At 37.6% G+C, this 20,473-nt stretch carries 14 protein-coding genes and 1 pseudogene; 3 read left to right on the forward strand and 12 right to left on the reverse strand.

Features of this window, described 5'->3' with window-relative positions; all coding sequences use genetic code 11:
- Positions 1–98: 98 nt before the first annotated feature.
- From WMO43_RS04885 to WMO43_RS04910, 6 genes and pseudogenes are all read right to left on the reverse strand, one after another.
- The gene (locus WMO43_RS04885) at positions 99–2,144 is read right to left on the reverse strand and encodes a hypothetical protein (RefSeq protein WP_353530310.1); all 2,046 of its coding nucleotides are present in this window, start codon (positions 2,142–2,144) and stop codon (positions 99–101) included.
- A gap of 445 nt (positions 2,145–2,589) precedes the next feature.
- Positions 2,590–3,057, reverse strand: a pseudogene (locus WMO43_RS04890) (penicillin-binding transpeptidase domain-containing protein); the annotation flags it as partial.
- Between the two features lie 667 nt (positions 3,058–3,724).
- Entirely contained in the window at positions 3,725–5,113 is a 1,389-nt protein-coding gene (locus WMO43_RS04895; RefSeq protein WP_353530311.1) for a hypothetical protein, read from the reverse strand.
- Positions 5,110–6,810 (reverse strand): NACHT domain-containing protein, encoded by a 1,701-nt coding sequence (locus WMO43_RS04900; protein ID WP_353530313.1) that lies wholly within the window; start codon positions 6,808–6,810, stop codon positions 5,110–5,112. Before WMO43_RS04900 ends, WMO43_RS04895 begins: the two co-directional genes overlap by 4 nt.
- A gap of 82 nt (positions 6,811–6,892) precedes the next feature.
- Positions 6,893–8,059, reverse strand: a complete 1,167-nt coding sequence (locus WMO43_RS04905) for an SEC-C domain-containing protein (protein WP_353530315.1) — start codon at positions 8,057–8,059, stop codon at positions 6,893–6,895.
- A 127-nt stretch (positions 8,060–8,186) separates the two neighbouring features.
- Positions 8,187–9,233 (reverse strand): recombinase family protein, encoded by a 1,047-nt coding sequence (locus WMO43_RS04910; protein WP_353530316.1) that lies wholly within the window; start codon positions 9,231–9,233, stop codon positions 8,187–8,189.
- A 57-nt stretch (positions 9,234–9,290) separates the two neighbouring features.
- Between WMO43_RS04910 and WMO43_RS04915 the strand changes: the two genes are divergently transcribed.
- The 3 genes from WMO43_RS04915 to WMO43_RS04925 all read left to right on the forward strand — a co-directional run bounded on the left by WMO43_RS04915 (position 9,291) and on the right by WMO43_RS04925 (position 12,014).
- Entirely contained in the window at positions 9,291–9,638 is a 348-nt protein-coding gene (locus WMO43_RS04915) for a helix-turn-helix transcriptional regulator (RefSeq protein WP_353530318.1), read from the forward strand.
- Positions 9,639–9,829: 191 nt separating this feature from the next.
- Entirely contained in the window at positions 9,830–10,216 is a 387-nt protein-coding gene (locus WMO43_RS04920; RefSeq protein ID WP_004059103.1) for a BlaI/MecI/CopY family transcriptional regulator, read from the forward strand.
- 1 nt (position 10,217) lies between these two features.
- Complete coding sequence (locus WMO43_RS04925; protein ID WP_353530320.1) at positions 10,218–12,014, forward strand: BlaR1 family beta-lactam sensor/signal transducer; 1,797 nt, start codon at positions 10,218–10,220, stop codon at positions 12,012–12,014.
- 43 nt (positions 12,015–12,057) lie between these two features.
- Here WMO43_RS04925 and WMO43_RS04930 read toward each other — a convergent pair whose 3' ends face one another.
- The 6 genes from WMO43_RS04930 to WMO43_RS04955 form a co-directional block, all read right to left on the reverse strand.
- Positions 12,058–13,569, reverse strand: a complete 1,512-nt coding sequence (locus WMO43_RS04930; RefSeq protein WP_353530322.1) for a WD40/YVTN/BNR-like repeat-containing protein — start codon at positions 13,567–13,569, stop codon at positions 12,058–12,060.
- Positions 13,570–13,625: 56 nt separating this feature from the next.
- Complete coding sequence (locus WMO43_RS04935; RefSeq protein ID WP_353530323.1) at positions 13,626–14,891, reverse strand: DUF6070 family protein; 1,266 nt, start codon at positions 14,889–14,891, stop codon at positions 13,626–13,628.
- 4 nt (positions 14,892–14,895) lie between these two features.
- The gene (locus WMO43_RS04940) at positions 14,896–16,170 is read right to left on the reverse strand and encodes a DUF6070 family protein (RefSeq protein ID WP_353530324.1); all 1,275 of its coding nucleotides are present in this window, start codon (positions 16,168–16,170) and stop codon (positions 14,896–14,898) included.
- Positions 16,170–17,411: a DUF6070 family protein gene (locus tag WMO43_RS04945; RefSeq protein WP_353530325.1), complete on the reverse strand. Its 1,242-nt coding sequence runs from the start codon at positions 17,409–17,411 to the stop codon at positions 16,170–16,172. Before WMO43_RS04945 ends, WMO43_RS04940 begins: the two co-directional genes overlap by 1 nt.
- Positions 17,359–19,482, reverse strand: coding sequence for a penicillin-binding transpeptidase domain-containing protein (locus WMO43_RS04950; RefSeq protein ID WP_353530327.1), 2,124 nt, complete (start codon positions 19,480–19,482; stop codon positions 17,359–17,361). Before WMO43_RS04950 ends, WMO43_RS04945 begins: the two co-directional genes overlap by 53 nt.
- A 582-nt stretch (positions 19,483–20,064) precedes the next feature.
- A complete protein-coding gene (locus WMO43_RS04955; protein ID WP_353530329.1) occupies positions 20,065–20,457 on the reverse strand; it encodes a YhgE/Pip domain-containing protein in 393 nt (130 codons plus the stop codon).
- Between the last annotated feature and the right edge of the window lie 16 nt (positions 20,458–20,473).

Here is a 20,473-nt window from a genome sequence, read left to right on the forward strand (position 1 = left end):
TTCACCTTCAATTCTTCCGCCTTCTAAATGTTCTTTTTCTTTTAAATGGGTAGTGCCAATTAGAAATGTCTAATTGGCACCATGACTATACATTAACCCTATTCGTTTAACAACTTGGAATTTAAAACCTCATTTACTTTCGGATTAAACAATTTGTCAAAAAGAATTTGATTCCTCTGTTTAGCATCTCTTACTAATTTATCATAAGATATTACTTCAATATAAGCACCTCTTGTCTGATTATATCCAAAATAACCATCTCCATCCGGAGTCAATATAAGACCAGCATTTACTGCATCCTCTCTCATGGAATCTGTCAAGTCAGCAATCACATAACAATAAAAAGCTGTATTACTTACATTTACAAATGGTCTGCCATTTGGACGTTTTGCTTTTCCCTCTTTTATGTTTTTAACATATCCAAGCACTTGATTAATCGGATTTTTATCATCATCTTTTAAATCATTTCTATTCGGCTTTTTAAATTCAACAATAGATATTGAATTAAAAAAATCCTGATTATCAGAAAATGAAAATGCTTGATCAAAAACAGCAATGTCCATACGCTTTTCGACCGACGTATCTAATACTGGTAATGACTTCATCAACTTATCAGATGCCAAAAAGGTATGATATGCTAACCTATCATCTATAATCCAGAGATTCATCTCCTCAAACTCAATTTCATCAGACGTATACCGCATTGGGCAAATAATAGAATGCAAAGTTTCTTCTGAGCAATACCGGTTATCCTCTTGAATTTCTATTGCCTTTTCTAATAAATCCAATATTGCTTTTCGTCTAATAACATATTCTGACAAACTTGATTTACTAATTTCAGTAATTGAACTGCAATATTCATTGAATATTTTACTAAAGTTTTCTCTGTCAAATTTACTGTCTTTTACCTTCTTTTCTATCTCTCTGCCTTGAGAATGAATTTCAGTCTCCCATTTTTGTGTGGCAGAATGTAATTCTAATTCCAATTTTTCTTTACTTAAATTAGCAGGAATCTGATCATACAATTCTGGTTTTCTATTTAATAAATAACGATATTGAGGCTTTTCTTTCTGAACGTATGAATCAATAAAGTCTCTTTTTGCATCCTTTATCTTTTTTAAATCATCAATTAAATAAGCCAAAATATACTCTTTTGCAATTTCAATGAGTTCTCTTTCTGATACACTCGCAAAAAGTGTATCCTCTTCTTCAAAATCAAAAGCCGTTCTGTTAAGGTTTACGTTTCTATCCAAATATTCTCCAGTCAGATATCCTAAGTAATAAAACGCTTCCCCCTCATCCGTTACAATTCTTTTTTGCAAATCGGTAATATATTGACTTAAGTCATAGGATTTAACCTCTCGTTTACTGGCACAAAAATGTAATTCGTGCTTCACAGCACCTTCTGCCATTCTGATATGATACAACGAAAATTTATTCCCGTCTTTTTCAAATTCATCTCTGTGTAACGAATCCTTTATTGTACTGTCAAAGTATTTGTTCAAATCATAAGTCTCTCCCAAATTATCCCTCAATACAATATGTGGACAATTATCCCCCAAAAAGTATGGCAAACAATGCTCTATAACTTTTTTTGCTAAAGCCTCCAACGACAATGGTGCCTTTTTCCTATATTTCAATATGAAATTAGAAAGCGTAACAACAGTCTTATATTCCGAGATACTACTATCCTCTATATTTTTTTCCGGCTCAATCCCATTATCTGCTGAAAATTCAAATCTTCTTTTTAGCCATCTATTTTTTTCACAATATACGCTTTCAATATTAACCTTAGTAAATGCTTTCAGCCATAAAAAGCGACCTATTCCCTTACACCCCTTTGAAACTTTCAAATTGGAATACGCCTCCAAAAACGAGTTATAATTAATAGAATTAAAGCCTTCTCCGTTATCGATTACCTGAAATTCATAAAATGGATTTAACTCTTCATTTCCATCCATATTCACTTGCCTATCTTCTAAGCGATTAGCTAAAATTGTTATCTGGCCATTTTGAGAATTTGTTGACTCTTCAATCGATTGAATAGAGTTTACAATGGTTTCAAAAAGAGGCCATAAAGCCTTATATTCAGGCAACTTCACTTCATTTAATTGACCTTTTAAGTTAAACCTAAAATTATTCAAAATCTGACCTCCTTCATAAAGCGTATTTTATATAATATTACCACAAATCCCTGCACTTTACTAGATGAAAGAGCAAGAAAAAAAGCCGATAAAAAGCCGATCAGGAATTGCAACTCCCAATCGGCATCTTTTCTTACTCCTCTTCATTTTTACATTCAATCTCCGTTCCATCCAGGAACACTACCAACAATGTTCCATCCTCAAAGACCTTGATGTGGTCCAACGTTTTCAGCATGAAGTCCGTGTCCATCTCCGTCAAAGGCTCTGCCCCATCGGTATATTCTATGAACTTCTCTGCCCGATAACCTTCCAAGAGGTTTTCGCTCTGCAGCTGTTCCGTCCACTGCTCCATGAAATCCTCTCGATTCTCCACTAACGCATTCCAAGCCATCAGATATGCCTTTATCAGCGTTTCTTCCTCCACGTGGCGGTTGGCACATCCCATGACTCCTTTGACCTTGTAATCTTCCATTGGATCGATTGTTCCTGATTCCAAGCCGACCGCAGCGGTAATTGGCTTGAATGTAGACCCCGGACACCACACTTGCCGGAACCGATTATACATTAGCTTATTCTCATCCTCGTTAAGCGCAGTCCACTGTTCACTGGACAATCCCATAATAAAATCGTTATTGTCATAGGCCGGTGTGCTGACCAAAGCCAATACCTCTCCGGTATAAGGATTCATGGCCACCGAGCAGCTTTTATCTTCCTTAAACTGTTCGTACAAGGAAATCTGCAAATCGGCATCTATCGTAAGCTGAACATGCTGCCCATGCTGTACCAAGATACAAGCCAGTTCCTCCTTCTCTTTGCCTTCCGAGTTTACAATGTAAATCCTGCAACCGTTCTGGCCTTTCAGTTCACTCTCGAAGAATCCCTCCATTCCACTTCTGCCGATTACACTATTGGATACCTTTTAGCAAAAGCCTATTATTCAGCAGAGTCTCAAAACACCCCACTGTTTTAATATTCAAATGTTTCATTCAAAAGACCTGAAAACACACATTCATTTTCTCCCCTTAATATCCTACAAACCGCAGAAAATCAAGGTTTCTTTGAAAGCAGACAAACGGTTTCAATATTCCCCTGAACTTTGATTTTATACTGCATAGCGAAAGTATGCAATAGGTGTTCAAAGTGGGGTGACAATTTTATCCCCCATATCACAAATTTACTTTTGCGAAAAAGTATCCTTTCACCAAAATGTGTATTTCTTATTCCCAAAAGCCTATCCCCTGGGGTAAAACTCCAGTTATATCATCACTCTATGGAAACAGAAACACACATCTATTTTATTCCCAAAATGGCGAAATCCTTTGATTTATTGGGCTTTTCTCGACAGAAGGCAGACTGTCTCCACATGCGGTGAAAGTTTCTTCTTATACTAAATAGCGAAACTGTCACCTTTTGCGAAAAGATTCATACCCCACTTAGGGGGGATAGCGTTTACCCCACATTCTAGTATATTTTTTCAACAAAGTGACAAAGAGATAAACGTATCATAGTAATCGCCCCTATTTATACATATAACTACTATTTCTTCCATACCTCTGTCTTTCCTGTGACTATCTTAATTCCTAAAAAATAGAGCCGGTATATGGCTTGGCAACAAATTCTTTTAAAACATAATCATAGTCAACAATTGACATTAAAATAACATTTCCGACTTCAATTTGTGGCTCGATTTTAAGATAGTTCTCCGTAGTTATATTATTACTTTTACCTTGTTCTATTCCAGTTGCCTTTACCCATATTGGAAATGATTGTAGTTTTCGAATTAACTCACCTGGTTGAACATCATGATACATATTCAAAAGTCTAAACAACTCATCCAAACTTGCTTTGACGGACATTGTAGTATTAAAGTAAAAGAATAGCACTTTTTTCAAATCTATATTTTTAGTAGTCTTTAATGCTAGATTCAAATTTTTATTACGTGCATATCCAACTTTGGGTGTTATCTTATTTGGTTTTACAATAACATTTGATAATGCATCTCCTAATTCAAAAAGATTGATATTAGTTCTAAAATCTCCATTTACTAAATCTAAGAAAAAAGGTATAAAATAATTGACTATTTTTTGCGATGGCTTTCCTAAACCTTTCAAAATCACATAATCTTTAGCCTTCATTATATATCCATTATTTATTTTTTGAATATACAATATATATGCAAATTGTTTTCTCTCACCTTTTTCCTTTAAAACTAATTTTAATAAAGTATCATATGAACTCTCATCACTTTCCAAATCACATAAGACTTCTTCTATTAACTCAATAGTTAACAGCAATTTATTTGCCCCAACCAAACACTCGATAAAAATACGGTTTCCTTTGCGAGCCTTTTTCCCCAAATCTCCCAACCAACCTGTATCGTATGCTAATTGTATAAATGCATCTCTATCCTTATACCATAACCCACTAAGAATCTTTTTTATTCTCGAATCATTTTTATACAAAAACAAACTTTTAGTAGAACCAATGCCTCTTATTTTATCCCAATTTTGAGAAGATCTATAAAGTGTATATATTAAATCTACCAGTTGCTCTTCATTCATATTTTTTGCTAACTGAATTATAATAGCTTTATCAACTTCATGATTGTAAATATACCATTTTATTGCTTTCATATTACCCATCACATTGCAGGCAAGAAGGTAATATGTAATATCTTTACTATTCAGTTTTTTTATATTTTCTTTCCATATCCCACTAGATTTATCATAAAATTTTATTTTTCTTGGCTGAAAATAATTATTTAAAGTTTTCCAGATATATTCCTCAACCGTTGCATTTTTTTCACATGTCAAAGCACATATACACCCCAAATAAATATTAAGGTCACAAACTGTAATAATAAAATTTTCTCTATCTTTACCACGTAAACTGTGTGCCATATATTTTATTGAAGCATAATACTTATCTGATTGACACTTATCTCTAATTTGATTTTTTCTTATTTTCAAGACTGTATCACCGCCAATTCTTCCATAGCATAATAGTAATCCTGGTATGCCTGATGCGAAAATACATATAAATCTTCTCTTTTTTCTAATATACCTAATTGCAAAACTATATCTAATGCATATAATGCATCATACTGAAACCTATATGTATCCATACTTTTAGAACAATACTTCAATACCTCTGACTCTGTCATTCCTGAATTTGCTTCTTTCTTTTCGAGGCTCTCAAATGCAATCATTCTCAAAAGGTATATTATTCGCTTTATATCCAATCGTGCATCCTGTTTTTCTTCTTTTTCTCTTACCAATAAGCAATTTAAAAATTCAGCGATAATTTCACCTTCACTATGTGGAATTTCCTTCTTATATCGCACAATCTCTATTAATCTCGATAAGATTAATGGCGTATTTATTATTTGCACAAATCTCTCATTTCCATTAATTGAGGTAAACAAAAGTTCTTTCACGTCTTCTTCATCTACATTTTTTTTAATAAAATCTCTCATTTCTTCTTTAGATAATTTTATCAAATTAAAAATTGGCACATTATTAAAATCCCTAGTATCTTGTGGACGATTAGTAATTATAATAAATGTTTTGGGATAATCTCTAAGTAATTGCTTTATTTCGCGCATTCTTAAAGTTTTTAAATTGCCGCCTGCATCAGCTGGTATTTCATTTAAACCATCCAAAAATAGATTGATTTTTCCTTCTTCTAAAAGAGATTCACATATATCTACCCCAATATCAAGTTTGTCACATATATACTGTTTTATAGTATACGTGGCTTTTGTCATAACTCCCAATAAAACTAATACAGGAATATTATAGTTTGAATCTTTCAATCTTTTTTTTGCATCCATATATGTTAAATATTCTAATGTTGTAGTCTTCCCCATACCAGCTTCGCCCCATATCATCATCCTTCGTTCTGGTATACTATTATCTCTTAAATATTCAACAGTGCCTTTTCTTCTCCTAGAATCAGATGTATCATCCTGATATTCGATGACATAGCTACCCAATACAGAAAAATTCTCTTCTCCCCTTATATGAATAAATCTAGACATTCTTTTTTTTAATTGCTGTGTAATCTCATTTAAGTAATTTTCAATATTCAATTCATTATTAATACTCTTCTTTTTCAGATTACTGAGCAATGCCTTTTTATTTATTTCTACTGCTCTTAAACAAGTTATCAGCACACTATCCAAATTGGTATATATTTCTCTTCGTGTCCAACCTACATATGTGTGCGACTCACTATTTCTTAATGCATAGGATCTTGCTATATGTTCCATATAATTACCATCGCCCAAATAGTCCTCCGGCTTTCGATCCAATTTCTTGTTATCTGGATTAAGACCTAATTGAGTAATTACATGTGCTAAACCCAAATTCTCTTGTACTATCTTATCATATTCATCTTCATCAATAAGTAAAATCATTTTTTTCAAAAGAGGTTCTATCTTGATGACATTAGACAAACACAGTTTTATGTCATTTATAGTAGTCTCCCCATCAAAAATTTTACCTAAGGAAACATACAGTCTTTCTTCAATACCTACCAATTCCTTTTTTCCTGTTTTCAGAATAATTACTGAAAGCAGTATATCTATAAGTTCTCTCAAATTTTTATATCTATAGCTTGCATTTATTTCAGCCTCGATTTCATTTCCAATTGTATTTCTATCCATGTTTTTCCTTTCCAACTATTATTTTCTGCAAGTATTTTTATGTATAATCCATGCTATCAAAGTTTCTTAATAATAAAATCTTTTATTTCATAAACAAATCTATTTTTCCTCTTTTACTGTAATCAAATGGAACTTTACTATTTGCTGCGTTTCTCAATCCCATTCCTATTGCAATACTGTACCTTTTGAATATTTTTCCATTTAGATTTGCGTAGAAAGTAAACGCCATTTTTATTTCGTCATCCCACTTATTCCAAAGAACCGGACTTAATACCATATTTTCAGAATATAAAGGTAATATCATTGAAAAATAAAATTTAACTTTCTCTAAAGATGCATTATTTATCTGTTCAAAAAACTTAGCGTAAATATGCTTCTCACTAGATAAACAACTCAAAAGTATGTATGACTTTGTATCCTCAGGAAAAGCAGTTATTGCAATCCGGTGCATGACACCTTTTATAGTATGCTTTATCCTTTTTCCATTCAAATCATAATCCGGTGCTATAAATGTATAATTTGCAAAATTAATTCTTTCCGGGATAGTAATTACACATGTTTCTATTCCATTGTATGTACCAGCCATTATCTCTGAATCGAAATGTCTCTTTACAGGTTTAAACTCTTTCAAGCGTAATTGCGACACTCTATATAAGCCAACCATCTGAGGTAGTTGAAAAACAGGTGGTCTTTTCTTAAAACATTGCTGAAAAATTTTATGTGAAACTTCCTGCTTATAATATTCAAAAATAAAAGCTTTATATGCATAAACAAATTTCATTGGTTCACTATTTACATCAAAATCTGGCGCTCCTTTTTCAATAACAGCAAAGGCGATATTGTCATGTCTATCGCAAAAACAAGTTTCTGTTGTAGCATCGTTCGCACTAACCCTGGAGAACTCCACCATCACTTCTGGTTCTTCGCCCTCAATAGGTATAATGAGTGGTTGCCGTTTTTTATCCATAGTGTACACATGGCGTTCAGTCCCTGCAAGTAATGATATGATTTTATTATTTTGCAGTGCATGAGCATTTTTAATCTTACCATTACAATTGCTTTGGTCAGGATGCATACAGCATTTAACCATAGACTTTCTCATCTGCTCCATTATTTGTACTTCTGGAGGCTTTTTACTCTGCACAGGTTCATGATCGGGTTTTCCTTTGCAACATTCCTTAAACTTCTTTCCACTTCCACAAGGGCAATCTTCATTGTTAAATATTCTAAAATAAGCTAACGGGTTCATTTGTTTCACCTCTTTTGCATTTAAAATATGCACTAATATTTTACCACATCCACCTACATTTTACTATCCGAAAAAGAGCAAGAAAAAAAGCCGATCAGGAATCGCAACTCCCAATCGGCATCTTCTCTTACTCCTCTTCATTTTTACATTCAATCTCCGTTCCGTCCAGGAAGACCACCAACAATGTTCCATCCTCAAAAACCTTGATGTGGTCCAGCGTTTTCAGCATGAAGTCCGTATCCATCTCCGTCAAAGGTTCTGCCCCATCGGTGTATTCTATGAACTTCTCTGCTCGATAACCTTCTAATAGGTTCTCGCTCTGCAGCTGTTCTGTCCACTGCTCCATGAAATCCTCTCGGTTTTCCACCAACACATTCCAAGCCATCAGATATGCCTTTATCAGCGTTTTTTCCTCTACGTGGCGGTTGGCGCATCCCATGACTCCTTTGACCTTGTAGCGTTCACTGCATTGCCATACCTTACGGTCAACGCCCGTGCTGCTCCGCCAGCCTTTCCGTGCAAACACCTTATTACAGTCTCCGCAAATTATCTTGGATGCAAATGGATTGCTTTCCGACCGGTGGGAATAGGAGTTTGTCCCATGCTCCTCCAGATACTTTTTCCTGCGTTTTATTTCAAGCTGTACACATTCCCATATCCGCTTTGAAATGATGGCATCATGGTCATCCTCCACATAAAACATCTGGATTTCCCCTTTGTTCTGTGTACGTTTCTTGGTGAGGAAATCCACCGTATAACTTTTCTGCAACAAGGCATCACCCTTGTATTTTTCATTTTCCAACATACTCATTAAGGTTGTGGACTGCCACTTCGTACCGCCATCCCAGTTTTTCACACCTTCCCGTTCAAAAATCCTCTTGATGTAATCGGTTGTTTTTCCGTCCAGGAATTCCTGATACAACCGAATTACAATCGGCTCCTGTGTCCTGTTGATTACCAGCTTCCCCGTTTCATCCGTATCGTAGCCAAGAAAACGCTTTGTACTCATTTTGTGTTTTCCTGTCTCAAACCTTCTGCGGATTCCCCATGTGCAGTTCTCTGAAATGGATCGGCTCTCGTCCTGTGCCAGTGAGGAAAGAATTGTCAGCAACACTTCGCCCTTTGCATCGAGGGTATTGATATTTTCCTTTTCAAAAATAATCCCTATCCCCAAATCTTTCAATTCATAATATTTACCCTGTAGTGTAAACTAGCACTGAGGTGAATTGTAATGCATGACTATGTAAAAAATCTTGCGAAGGTAGTCCGGGCTGCCAGAGAAGAAGCCCATCTATCTCAAGCAGCATTAGCTGAACAAATAGGTTGTGATGAGCGTACAATACTAAATATTGAAAACGACCGTGGTAATCCCAAGTTCGAAGTATTGTGCCAGATCATCGCTTATTTACACATTCCTGCAGACCGTATTTTCCACCCTAACACTGCTACGGATGGGGTGAAAAAACAAAAACTGTTATTGATGCTACAGGAATGTGATGAGCAAGAGGCAGCCGAGATTCTTCCAGCAATTGAATACCTCTTAGCACTCATACATAAAAGAAGTAATTCAAACGAGTAAAGGAACCAGCTAATCCGTTGTGATTCTGGTTCTTTTCTTTTTGTTGCCATCTCCAAATCTTACTCTTGTAATATTTCAATTATTACACAAGTAAGATTTCAAGTCAATATGTTTTTTCTGAAATTGACAACCACATAAATAACGTCTATAATATATTTATTACAGTCGTAAGATTTAAGGAGGAATTTGAAATGAGCGATTTACCACAGATTTCTGAAGCTGAATTTGAAGTTATGAAAATCGTATGGAAACATGCGCCGATCAGTACCAATGAAATAACAGATAAATTATTACAGACCACAAGCTGGAGTCCTAAGACGATACAGACTTTAATCAAACGTCTCGTAACAAAAGGCGTTCTGACTTATGAAAAACAGAGCCGAGTGTTTGTTTATACCCCAGTCGTGAAAGAAAGCGAATACATCGGCCAGGAAAGCAACTCTTTTCTGGAACGATACTATGACGGGGATATCACTGCCATGCTGTCTGCCTATATAGAAAATGACAGACTGTCTGAAACAGAAATAGACACCCTACGTTCCCTTCTTTCCAAGAGGTCAAAAAAAGGAGGAAATTAACGTGGCTAATTTTATGATACGCTTTTTAATATGCAATGTATTTATCAGCGGTATCATCGGAATTCTTTTGATAGCCAAGCGGATATTCAAAAACAACCTGTCCAGCCGGATGCAGTATAATCTGTGGTTCCTGCTCCTTGGGTTGCTGGCAGTTCCCTTTATACCGTTCCGTCTCATCGGATTTCCACAAATCTTCTCGTGGCTTGGTAGCTTAAGAAGCTCCCCTGCTTCCGGCACTGCAACCGCTATGGGAGAAGCTGTGGGAATTCATCCGGTCGGAAATACAGACTGGATGAATGATTTCGCACTTTCTGTAAATAGCGAAACACCATCCATTGCCGGATACATATTATTGGGGATATGGATTATAGGCATTTTTGCAATGATCATATTAGTAATCAAATCCTCACTCCGCCTACGCAATTTGGAGAAATCTGGACTTCCCCTTCAGAACCCGGAAGTACGCAGACTATATCATCGATGTTTGGAGGAAATGGGAATTCACAGAAATATCCCTGTTTACAGTACTGCATTTTTGAAATCCCCGATTATTGTGGGACTTTTGAAACCATGTATTTATCTGCCGATTCATCTGATCTCTGATTACAACGAATCCGATATGCGATATATGCTGTTGCACGAACTGCAGCACTATAAGCACAAAGATGCTGTTGCCAGTTATCTGATGAATCTTGCTGGGGTAGTATATTGGTTCAATCCTCTTGTCTGGTACGCACTGAAAGAAATGCGTAATGACAGAGAGGTTGCCTGTGACACTTCCGTTTTGAAAATGCTTGAAGAGGATGCTTACGAAGATTATGGCAATACACTGATTAACTTTGCAGAGAAGGTTTCACTTACTCCTTTTCCGTTTGCCGCCGGCCTTGGTGGAAACATGGAGCAGATGAAACGGAGAATTATTAATATTGCCTCTTATGAAAAGCCAACATTTATGAAAAGACTAAAGGGCATGACTGCTTTCATGCTGACCGCTGTCCTGCTTCTTGGTCTCGCTCCGATTTTATCTACATACGCAGCAGAGGTCAGCCATTATCAATGGAAAACTTCTTCTGAGAATATTTCCTATGTAGACCTCTCCACATACTTCGGAGAATACGAAGGCAGCTTTGTTTTATACGATTTAGAAAATGATGCATGGAGCATACACGACATGGAGCATGCCACCTTACGAGTTGCTCCAAACTCCACCTACAAGATATATGATGCCCTGTTCGGATTGGAAGAAGAGATCATTACACCAGAAAATTCGTTCATTGCATGGAATGGCGAAACCTATCCATTTGAAGCATGGAATGCGGATCAGACTTTACAGTCTGCAATGAATTCCTCCGTGAATTGGTATTTTGAATCTGTGGACGAACAGCTTGGAGCCGCTAAAATTTCCAACTATATTGAGGAAATTGGGTATGGAAACGAAAATATAAGTGGTGATTTCTCCACTTATTGGATGGAATCTTCCTTGAAGATTTCCCCAATAGAGCAGGTCGAACTTCTAACCAGGCTGCAGAATAACAGCCTTGGCTTCTCCCCTGAAAATATCAATGCAGTAAAAGATGCCATCTGCCTTTCCTCTTCCGATGCCGGAACATTCTACGGAAAGACCGGAACCGGACGTGTGGATGGCCAAGATGTGAACGGATGGTTTATCGGCTATATCGAAACTGTAGATAATACATACTTTTTCGCTACCAACATTGGTGCAGACAGCGATGCTACCGGAGGCAACGCAACTGAAATAACCATGTCTATCTTGTCCGACATGAATATCTGGAAATAAAGAATCGGGTAAAGGTCAATCTCTGACTTTTACCCGATTTTTCTTAATTCGCTATCTGAACAAGCCCTTTGTATTCCCATGTCGCTCCATAATCAGTTGACTGAAATACAATCCCATCTTTCTCCGCTGCATCTGTGGTAACCGTTATCGTCAATGTGTCGTCCTCTTTTTCAGGCATATTCAGGTAATCAAAATCCTCCACCGTAAATCCGCAATCGATAGCGATTTGTGGTAATTCTGAAACAAGATCCATTGGAAGTTTCATTTCTTCAAAGGTCCTTCCGCCATCGCGAGTGACATATAAGCGGGAATAGGACTGGGATGCGCCTGTAATTCCTGCAACCCCAAAGTTCTCATCATAAAATATTAAACCTTCTGCAACTCCCAATTGTCCACTGAACGGATCATCATTTATGCATTCCCAAGTAGAACCACCATCCATTGTCTTTTCCATTACATAAAATCTGCTTCCGGCAGCTGCATCCGTTATCACCAAACGCCATCCATTATTTTCATCTAAAAAGAAATACATAGTTCCATCACTTTGATCCACAGTCCAACTTTCTGTATCTTTAGCATCCTCCACCTGCTGCATCGTATTCTCCTGCTTCAATTCTTGTTGACTGACGTACTCAGGCTCCATAATATATCGAACAGGTGTGACACTATTTAAATCAGGAATATGCAAAGATACCTCAAACCCAACGATTTCTCCACCGCTTCTAAGCTGAGTAAAATTGCCGGTTCCTGTTTCAGTTCCATCACCATCTGCATCTCCCGAAATATATTGTAAGCCTTCCTCTGAACTAAAAGATCTTCGCCCCATATAGAGTATTTCATAAATCTGCTGCTCTTCAAATGTTTCAGCCCACACCTCTACCTGACTCGTCCAGTCTGAATTGTTCAAAATTTCAATCATTGGAGACAAACGCATATCGTCACTATATTCTCCATTCACATTACCATCTATCCAAACAGTCATATCATTACTGCTGTCTGCGTCATAATCAATAAGATACGTTTTTTTCTCTCCAGCCTCATTTTTTCCATATATGAATGCATAAATCCTTTGAATCGTTCCGTTTTCATCAAATGACACCTGATATTTATTTGCAATATAGAGTTCTTCCGGCAGTTGCAATGCTTCATCCAAATCCATCAGAATCCCTTCTACACCATCCTCAAAAAGATTATTATGCTCCAGTTCTACTTCTTTTTTACGCATCCACTCATCAAGTTTCCAAGACAGTGCCCCGTGATACGGAACTGCAGAATAAACGATACGTCCAACAAAGAATAAAGTTGCTGCTATAAGGAGTATCATTTCCGTATAGAAAAGTTTCTTATTTCCATTATCTCCTGAATTAACTTCTTGATTATGCCTTTTCGAAATCAGCCAGAGAACCACTGTGCCAACCAATCCTATTATACCTAACGCCAACATCGGTATATGCCTTCTCAAGCCACCATATTGACATAGATGCCAGAATTGATACAACATAAATATATATAGTATTAAACTTACTTTTCCCGTGATTTTATAAATATATTTCATGTAAGTCTCCTTTCTTCATATCTGTAAAAATACCATAAAACACCAGTATTATCAAATCATTCTTTAATACGGTATTGGTAATCTGGTATATGCATAATTCCGTCATTTAGGATTTCATTCCCCAAATACTGAAAACTGCCATCCTCTGCAAACCTTACCGTAAGTTCATGGGTTATGACTGCATCATCGCAAATGACCATGTCACAAACCGCCTCAACTGTTAATGTGACTGTTCCATCTTGATTTTCTTTGATGTCGACAACCTCCGGCAGAGATGTCCCAAAGAAGGTAGGCGCATAATTAAAGCATCCAAGTCGCACCCAATAATAGGTCTGGTTTTCCTCATCAAATACTGCGTAATCCCGTATCTGCTCTGCTGTTATCGGAAGATATTCCATAATCAGACTTTCGAATTCTTCTTTTGGGATACCATTTGGATAATCTTCGGAATTAAATTTTTCTCCATATTTCATTCCATACAGATATTCAAACATCCCGTTATAATCCAACTCATTCAGATTTTCTATATTCCAGTTTGAACACAAAAGGTTATTTCCCTGATATCCAAGACCTCGAACACAACGTTCAGACATTTCACGCTGTTCCTCTGTCATAGGTTTTATTCTAATCAGGCAGCTTCCATCCACAATTTCACTGACTTCCGGTGGCTCCGGCACACACAACTCATAGCAGAACCATCCTTTTTCCGTGTATTTCCATTCCTTGAGTCTCGTATATGAAATGTACGAAATTCCCGGCTCGTTGTCAGCATTCCAGATTCCTCTTGTACTTACAACATACATATCCGTTCCATCAAAAATGAATTTCATTCTGCCCAGTCCACCATCGTTGTGGATTTCATAAATTACTACAGAACCGCTTTGCCCTTCCATACATTCTTTAAGAAAACTATCGACACTTTCATAATTCCCCATGTTAGAATACGTTACCATCGTAGCAATTGGATATCCTGCGTCCTTTACCTTCTTCTGCATTTCAAGAACCGTTTGATCATCCAAAACAACATTGGATGCTATCCCTTTATCTGCAGTTTCATAAATATCAAGATAATGTTCCATCAGCTTTTTACAGTCAGTCTCAGCTTCTTCCCTTTCCTGTTCATCTACTGGAAGGTCGTAGCCCTTTTCCCATTGTTCTGCAGCCTCTTCCTCGGCACTTTTTGTTTCCTCCGTGGAAGATACTTCTTCCGTATCTTCCACAAGAGATTCACCCACAACGCTATCTTCTTTTCCACAGGCACACAGGTCGCATCCAATCAGAAATGCCATAATCAGCAGAATGCTTTTTTTCTTTAATGCCATAATATCATCCTTTCTTTCTTGCTATCGGTGGCAGTTCCAACTCAATTTGTTCTATAGAATTGGAAAGGTATCTGAAAGTTCCGTCTTCAAATGGCAGAACCACAACCGTATTCCGAAAAGCGAGATCAGAATTATAATCCGGCCATACTCCATCTACGATAAGTGTAATCGTTCCATCCGCATTTTTTGTATAGTCAACCACCTCTCCAAAAGGTGGGTATGGGCTGGCATAAATCATCTCATATTCATAGCTGTTGCTGCCCTCAGCATACCCGCAATGCTCTTTCAACTGTTCTACCGATACCGGAAAATAAGTAGTCATTATCCTTTCATATTCCTCTGCCGGAATCTTCCAATCTTCAGTTTTCAGATTTTCGCCCGTAGAAATCCGATAAATATCTTCATACATACAAGGCATCAGAATGTCCTCTACATTGCTGCTGTCCCAATTTGTGACAAGCACATTGTAATTCACATAGCTTAGTCCTGATATGTATTTCTCCGTCAATTCCCGACAGTCTTCCGGAAGCGCTTCTATTCTCCAATACTGTCTCAAACTTGCATGTGCAATCACATATTCATATGCGTAGATAAAATATCCTTTTTCGGTCAGTTTAATCTCAGCCACATTACTTACCGAAGTTCCCTGTATCTCTGGTATACCGCCTTCCTTCCACCGAATTCCTATGTAATAGGTCTGCAGCTCACCTTTCCGATAAATGAAGGTAACTGCTCCAATCAGTCCATCTCTATATACTTCAAATACCGTAACCATCGAGTCCCGTCCATCCAAGTAATCTGCATAAAATGTTTCGATTACTTCATGGTTTTGCATGGCAGTATCTTCTTCAACACTTACCAAACCACTTCTGCCCAATTGTTCCACCACGGCTTTCCTCTGCTCGTGGGTAAATTCATTAATACCGGAAGAGTAGCTTGGTGCATCTGCAATTACAATATCCTTATAGATTTCTCTGACCGATTCTGCTGCTGACAAAACCGTACTCTGCAGCTGCTCCTTCTCCTCTTCCAAGATAAGACAATCACTGGCTTGCGGAATAAACCAATATGCTGAATCTATGGAAGTTTCCGTATCGTTTTCTTCCTCCGTTACCGTTTCACTGTCCTCGATTTCCACCAGAGGCTCCCATACTTCCTCTGCCACTTTCTTTTCTTCCGTATGCAGCAGTCCCCAACAGATCATTCCTGCTATTACCACAGTCAGCAATATCAAAATCGGAAAGCCACATCTCTTCAACAGCCATTTCATATCTTCCATTATTCGCCTCCGTACAATTCTTCCCATTCTTCTAACGTCAACCGTGGCGTATGCCAAGTTTCTCTGCAGTTGTCTTCAGATGGTATAATTCGGTTAGATACATATTGTACCTCTCCATCCTCTAACGGACGGACCACAACCTCGTGAGCATATACCTTGGAATCACCCGCATAAGGGAATACTACATTGGCTATAAGTGTAATTGTCCCATCATTGTTTTCTGTAAAACCTACTACCTCTGAATATGGATATTCGGGGTACTCTACTTCTTCAAAGCCTCTCGGCTTATATTCATAAGTTGAATCCTCTGAATCATAGATGGTTTTTGATTGTAGCATTTCACTATCAATGTTGAAATATTTCATAATAACACTTTCAAATTCCTCTTTTGGAATCTGATAAACTGCACTGACTGATAAGTTGTCATCAGCAACATAGGGAACATATTGACCATTCACTTTTGGATAGAGAATGTCATACATATCATAAAAATTCAAATCCCCGAAATCTTCCTCGCTCCAATCTACAATGAACATATTATTTTGTTCAAAGCCGATTGGTCGGAGATATTTCCGACTCAACTCCCGATATGTTTCATCCAATGGCAGTACTCGTAATGCGGTATGTTCCTCTGCCCCACTCAATGTAAGAACATATAATTCTTCTGAAAACCAGACACCGGAAAACATCAGGTAACCTTCTTCTGTATAATTCCAATACTCCGCCTGATAGTTTCCTGTTACCTCTCTTTTCATATTTCCGTTTTCATACTTGTAATAGCTTCTGACCACATCTACATTTCCATCTTTTGTGTGCAAATCGTATTTTACAAATCCGCCCAAATAACTGACTTCAAGAATCGTTATTTCTGCTTCTTCCTGTGCATCCACCTTTTCGCAAAATTCCAGTACCTGCTCTGCCTCAGTCATGTTAACTTGATTTCTGCTGTCAACAGCCGGATATCCATTTTCTCCAAGACGATTTACAATACTACGGATTGTTTCCAAATCCGCTAATTTATTTTCTTCTTCTGCTTTCTCATAAAGATTAATGCAGACACTTATAATTTCATCTGCATTCTCCTCTGATTCTTCTTGAATAGCCTGAATATCAATTACTGTTTCCGAAACTGTATCTTCTTCCGGGGGTGCATCGCTGCACCCCGAAACACTAAGCATCAGTACGAAACTAATTGCTGCCAAACCACTCTTCCAGAACCCGGTTGTCTTTCTTAACAACATATCCGCTTCCTCCTCTTCCTTTCACATCTTCTACCATGCTGATAATCAATATAGGACGTTCTACCGTATCTTCTGCTGTAAAAATTGCAAACCATCCTAATTCCGTACCCGAAGTATCCTCCTTCGATGCCTTGATTTCTGCCGTACCTGTTTTTCCTGCTAAAAGAATGTCATCCCGATGGGCTGCATATCCAGTTCCATTAGAATCATTCACAACCTTCTTTGTTCCTTCCAATACACGGCTTGCTGTCTCATTAGAAAAGGCACCCGGAATCCAATACTCAGCTGTTGCTTCATTCTGATATACCAAATAAGGCTTTATGACATTTCCCTCGTTACAGAAAGCAGAATAGATACAAGCCATATGTAACGGATTCACTAAAACCTGCCCTTGACCGTAACCGCTATCAGCTAACTGTATTTCTGTTTCAATTCCCTCTGAATTAGAATACTGCGACTCTGCCATCTTAATCTCAAATGGCAATTCCTCATTAAAACCAAGTCCAGTCAAAGAACTCTCCATCTCTTCTGATCCAATCTTTAATGCTGCCTTTGCGAAATAAATATTGTCGGAATATATCAGGGCATTCTCTAAAATGACTGGTTCATATGCATGGAGTGTTGTTACATAATAGGACCCCCACGATGCATCCTTTTGCCAGCTTAAGCCTACGTTCCCGTAATCTTCCATTGGATCGATTGCTCCTGATTCCAAGCCGACCGCAGCGGTAATTGGCTTAAATGTAGACCCCGGACACCATACTTGCCGGAAGCGATTATACATTGGCTTATTCTCATCCTCGTTAAGTGCAGTCCACTGCTCACTCGATAATTCCATAATAAAATCGTTATTGTCATAGGCTGGTGTGCTGACCAAAGCCAATACCTCTCCAGTATAAGGATTCATGGCTACCGAGCAGCTTTTATCTTCCTTAAACTGCTCATACAAGGAAACCTGTAAATCAGTATCTATCGTAAGCTGGATGTCCTGTCCATGCTGTACCAGGATGCAAGCAAGTTCCTCCTTCTCTTTGCCTTCCGAGTTTACAATATAAATCCTGCAACCGTTCTGGCCTTTGAGTTCACTTTCGAACAATCCCTCCATTCCACTTCTGCCGATTACACTATTGGCTGTATAGCCTTCTCCTGCATGTTCCTCTAAATCTTCCGCAGTAACACTTTGAACATATCCGACCAAATGTGCAGCTGCTTCCCCTAATGGGTATTCACGCACTTCAACATCAGATATCATCACTCCGGGAATCTCCAGCAACTTTTCATGCCTTTCATTCTCCTTTAGGACTTCTTCATCTGGACTGAAAGACATTAACTCAATTTCTTCCACTCTCGGAATCGTTTTTATAGGAACAAAAGAATCATCTTTTACCCACTGTGCTGACAATTTCTTCTCTATCACTTCCGGCGTGGTTTCCAGTAATTCTGCAATCTTAGCGATTGCTTCCTCCCTGTTCTCCAATTTTCCCGGAACGATTCCAACCGAAGATGCAGTTCCTTTTCCAGCAAGCACTCGTCCATTCCTATCCAGAATTTCTCCCCTGTTTGCCTGTGTAGTAGAAACTCTCACCTTATCAGTAGAAGCTAAATTTGGAAAGATCAGTGAATCATCCCAAACCAACTTGTATCCATCTTCGCCCTTTAGAAAAAGTGCTTCATTCTCTAAGCTGATAGTTCCTGCAACTGTATCGAAAGAAGCCTGGTATGTTACCGTCATTTGCTCCTCGTCATATGCAATAATCTGGACAGCCATATTCTGGACTTCTATACCTTCATAAATAGCTGAATTTCGAGTTACAAAATCCTCCTGACTGACATTTCCCGATGCCTCAATATGTAGCATCGCATACATTTCTTCATACTCCTGTTTTGGAATATGATCCATATACTCCACCAGAAGTTCTTCCGGTGTCCTCCAGGCATTTTCCTTTGTTGCCAACATTCCTGCCACGCATACTGCAGAAATTACCGCAGCTATTGCTATAACAGCAATCACAATCCATAGGAGCCTGCTTCTTGTTTTCTTTCGCTTGTTTCTGCTTTTTCCTTTCTTCATATTGACCTCCATTCATTTTGCTTTGCTGATATGGTCATATTCTATTTTCAATGCACACTATATCTCAAAAATATTACATTCGTAAGATTTTTGAGTAAAAAAATTTCTCTTTGATGAATATATCATACTATACATTCCTTCTCCCTTTTTATTACATGTGTAAGATTTCACAACAAAAAAATATCGTTCGAACTCCTGCTGCACTCGTGTAAATATTACATCAGTAAGATTTAGAAGTCAAGTTATCTTTATATAAAAAGGCTTCTGTCGGAAGGTATCATACATTTTCGCAAAAGTGATACCTTTTAGCAAAAGCCTATTATTCAGCAGAGTCTCAAAACACCCCACTGTTTCGATATTCAAATGTTTCATTCAAAAGACCGGAAAACACACATCCATTTTTCTTTCTTAATATCCCATAAACCGCAGAAAATCAAGGTTTCTTTGAAAGCAGACAAACGGTTTCAATATTTATGGTTCCAGAGAATTGATACCAATTGATTCTCTACGGCATCCAAGCACGCTAATCCCAGCATCTTATGGCTATACTGCTTTTTCTCGAATACTATCTGCTTTATAAGATTATTTGTAGCATCCAAAAGTATATTTGTAGCTAATGACCTCATTGTTCTCTTTTAACTCTGTAAACTCTACTGTCTGTATCAATTCTTCTGCCGAAACACCTGACAGATTTTCTCTTTCCGAGTCGTCATTTGCAAGTATTGTCATTGAACCATCCTGTACATTATGTACTTCCTTCAAAATTGCATCTAAAAATACATATGATACATTATTTCGGATACTGTCCTGAAAGGCGGTAAGTTCATAGATCATATTATCTCTGTCCTGTCCCTCTAAATGTGGGTTGATCTGATATTCAAATACCGCTTTTTGAGGTGTCCCATTAATACTGTCAACGGCTGTTGAAAATGTAGAAGGTATGATAATATATGCTCCATACAAATCTTTTTTCATTCCGTCTTTTGCTTCT

The organism is Maccoyibacter intestinihominis (genome assembly GCF_040096355.1).
Lineage (GTDB): Bacteria > Bacillota > Clostridia > Lachnospirales > Lachnospiraceae > Maccoyibacter > Maccoyibacter intestinihominis.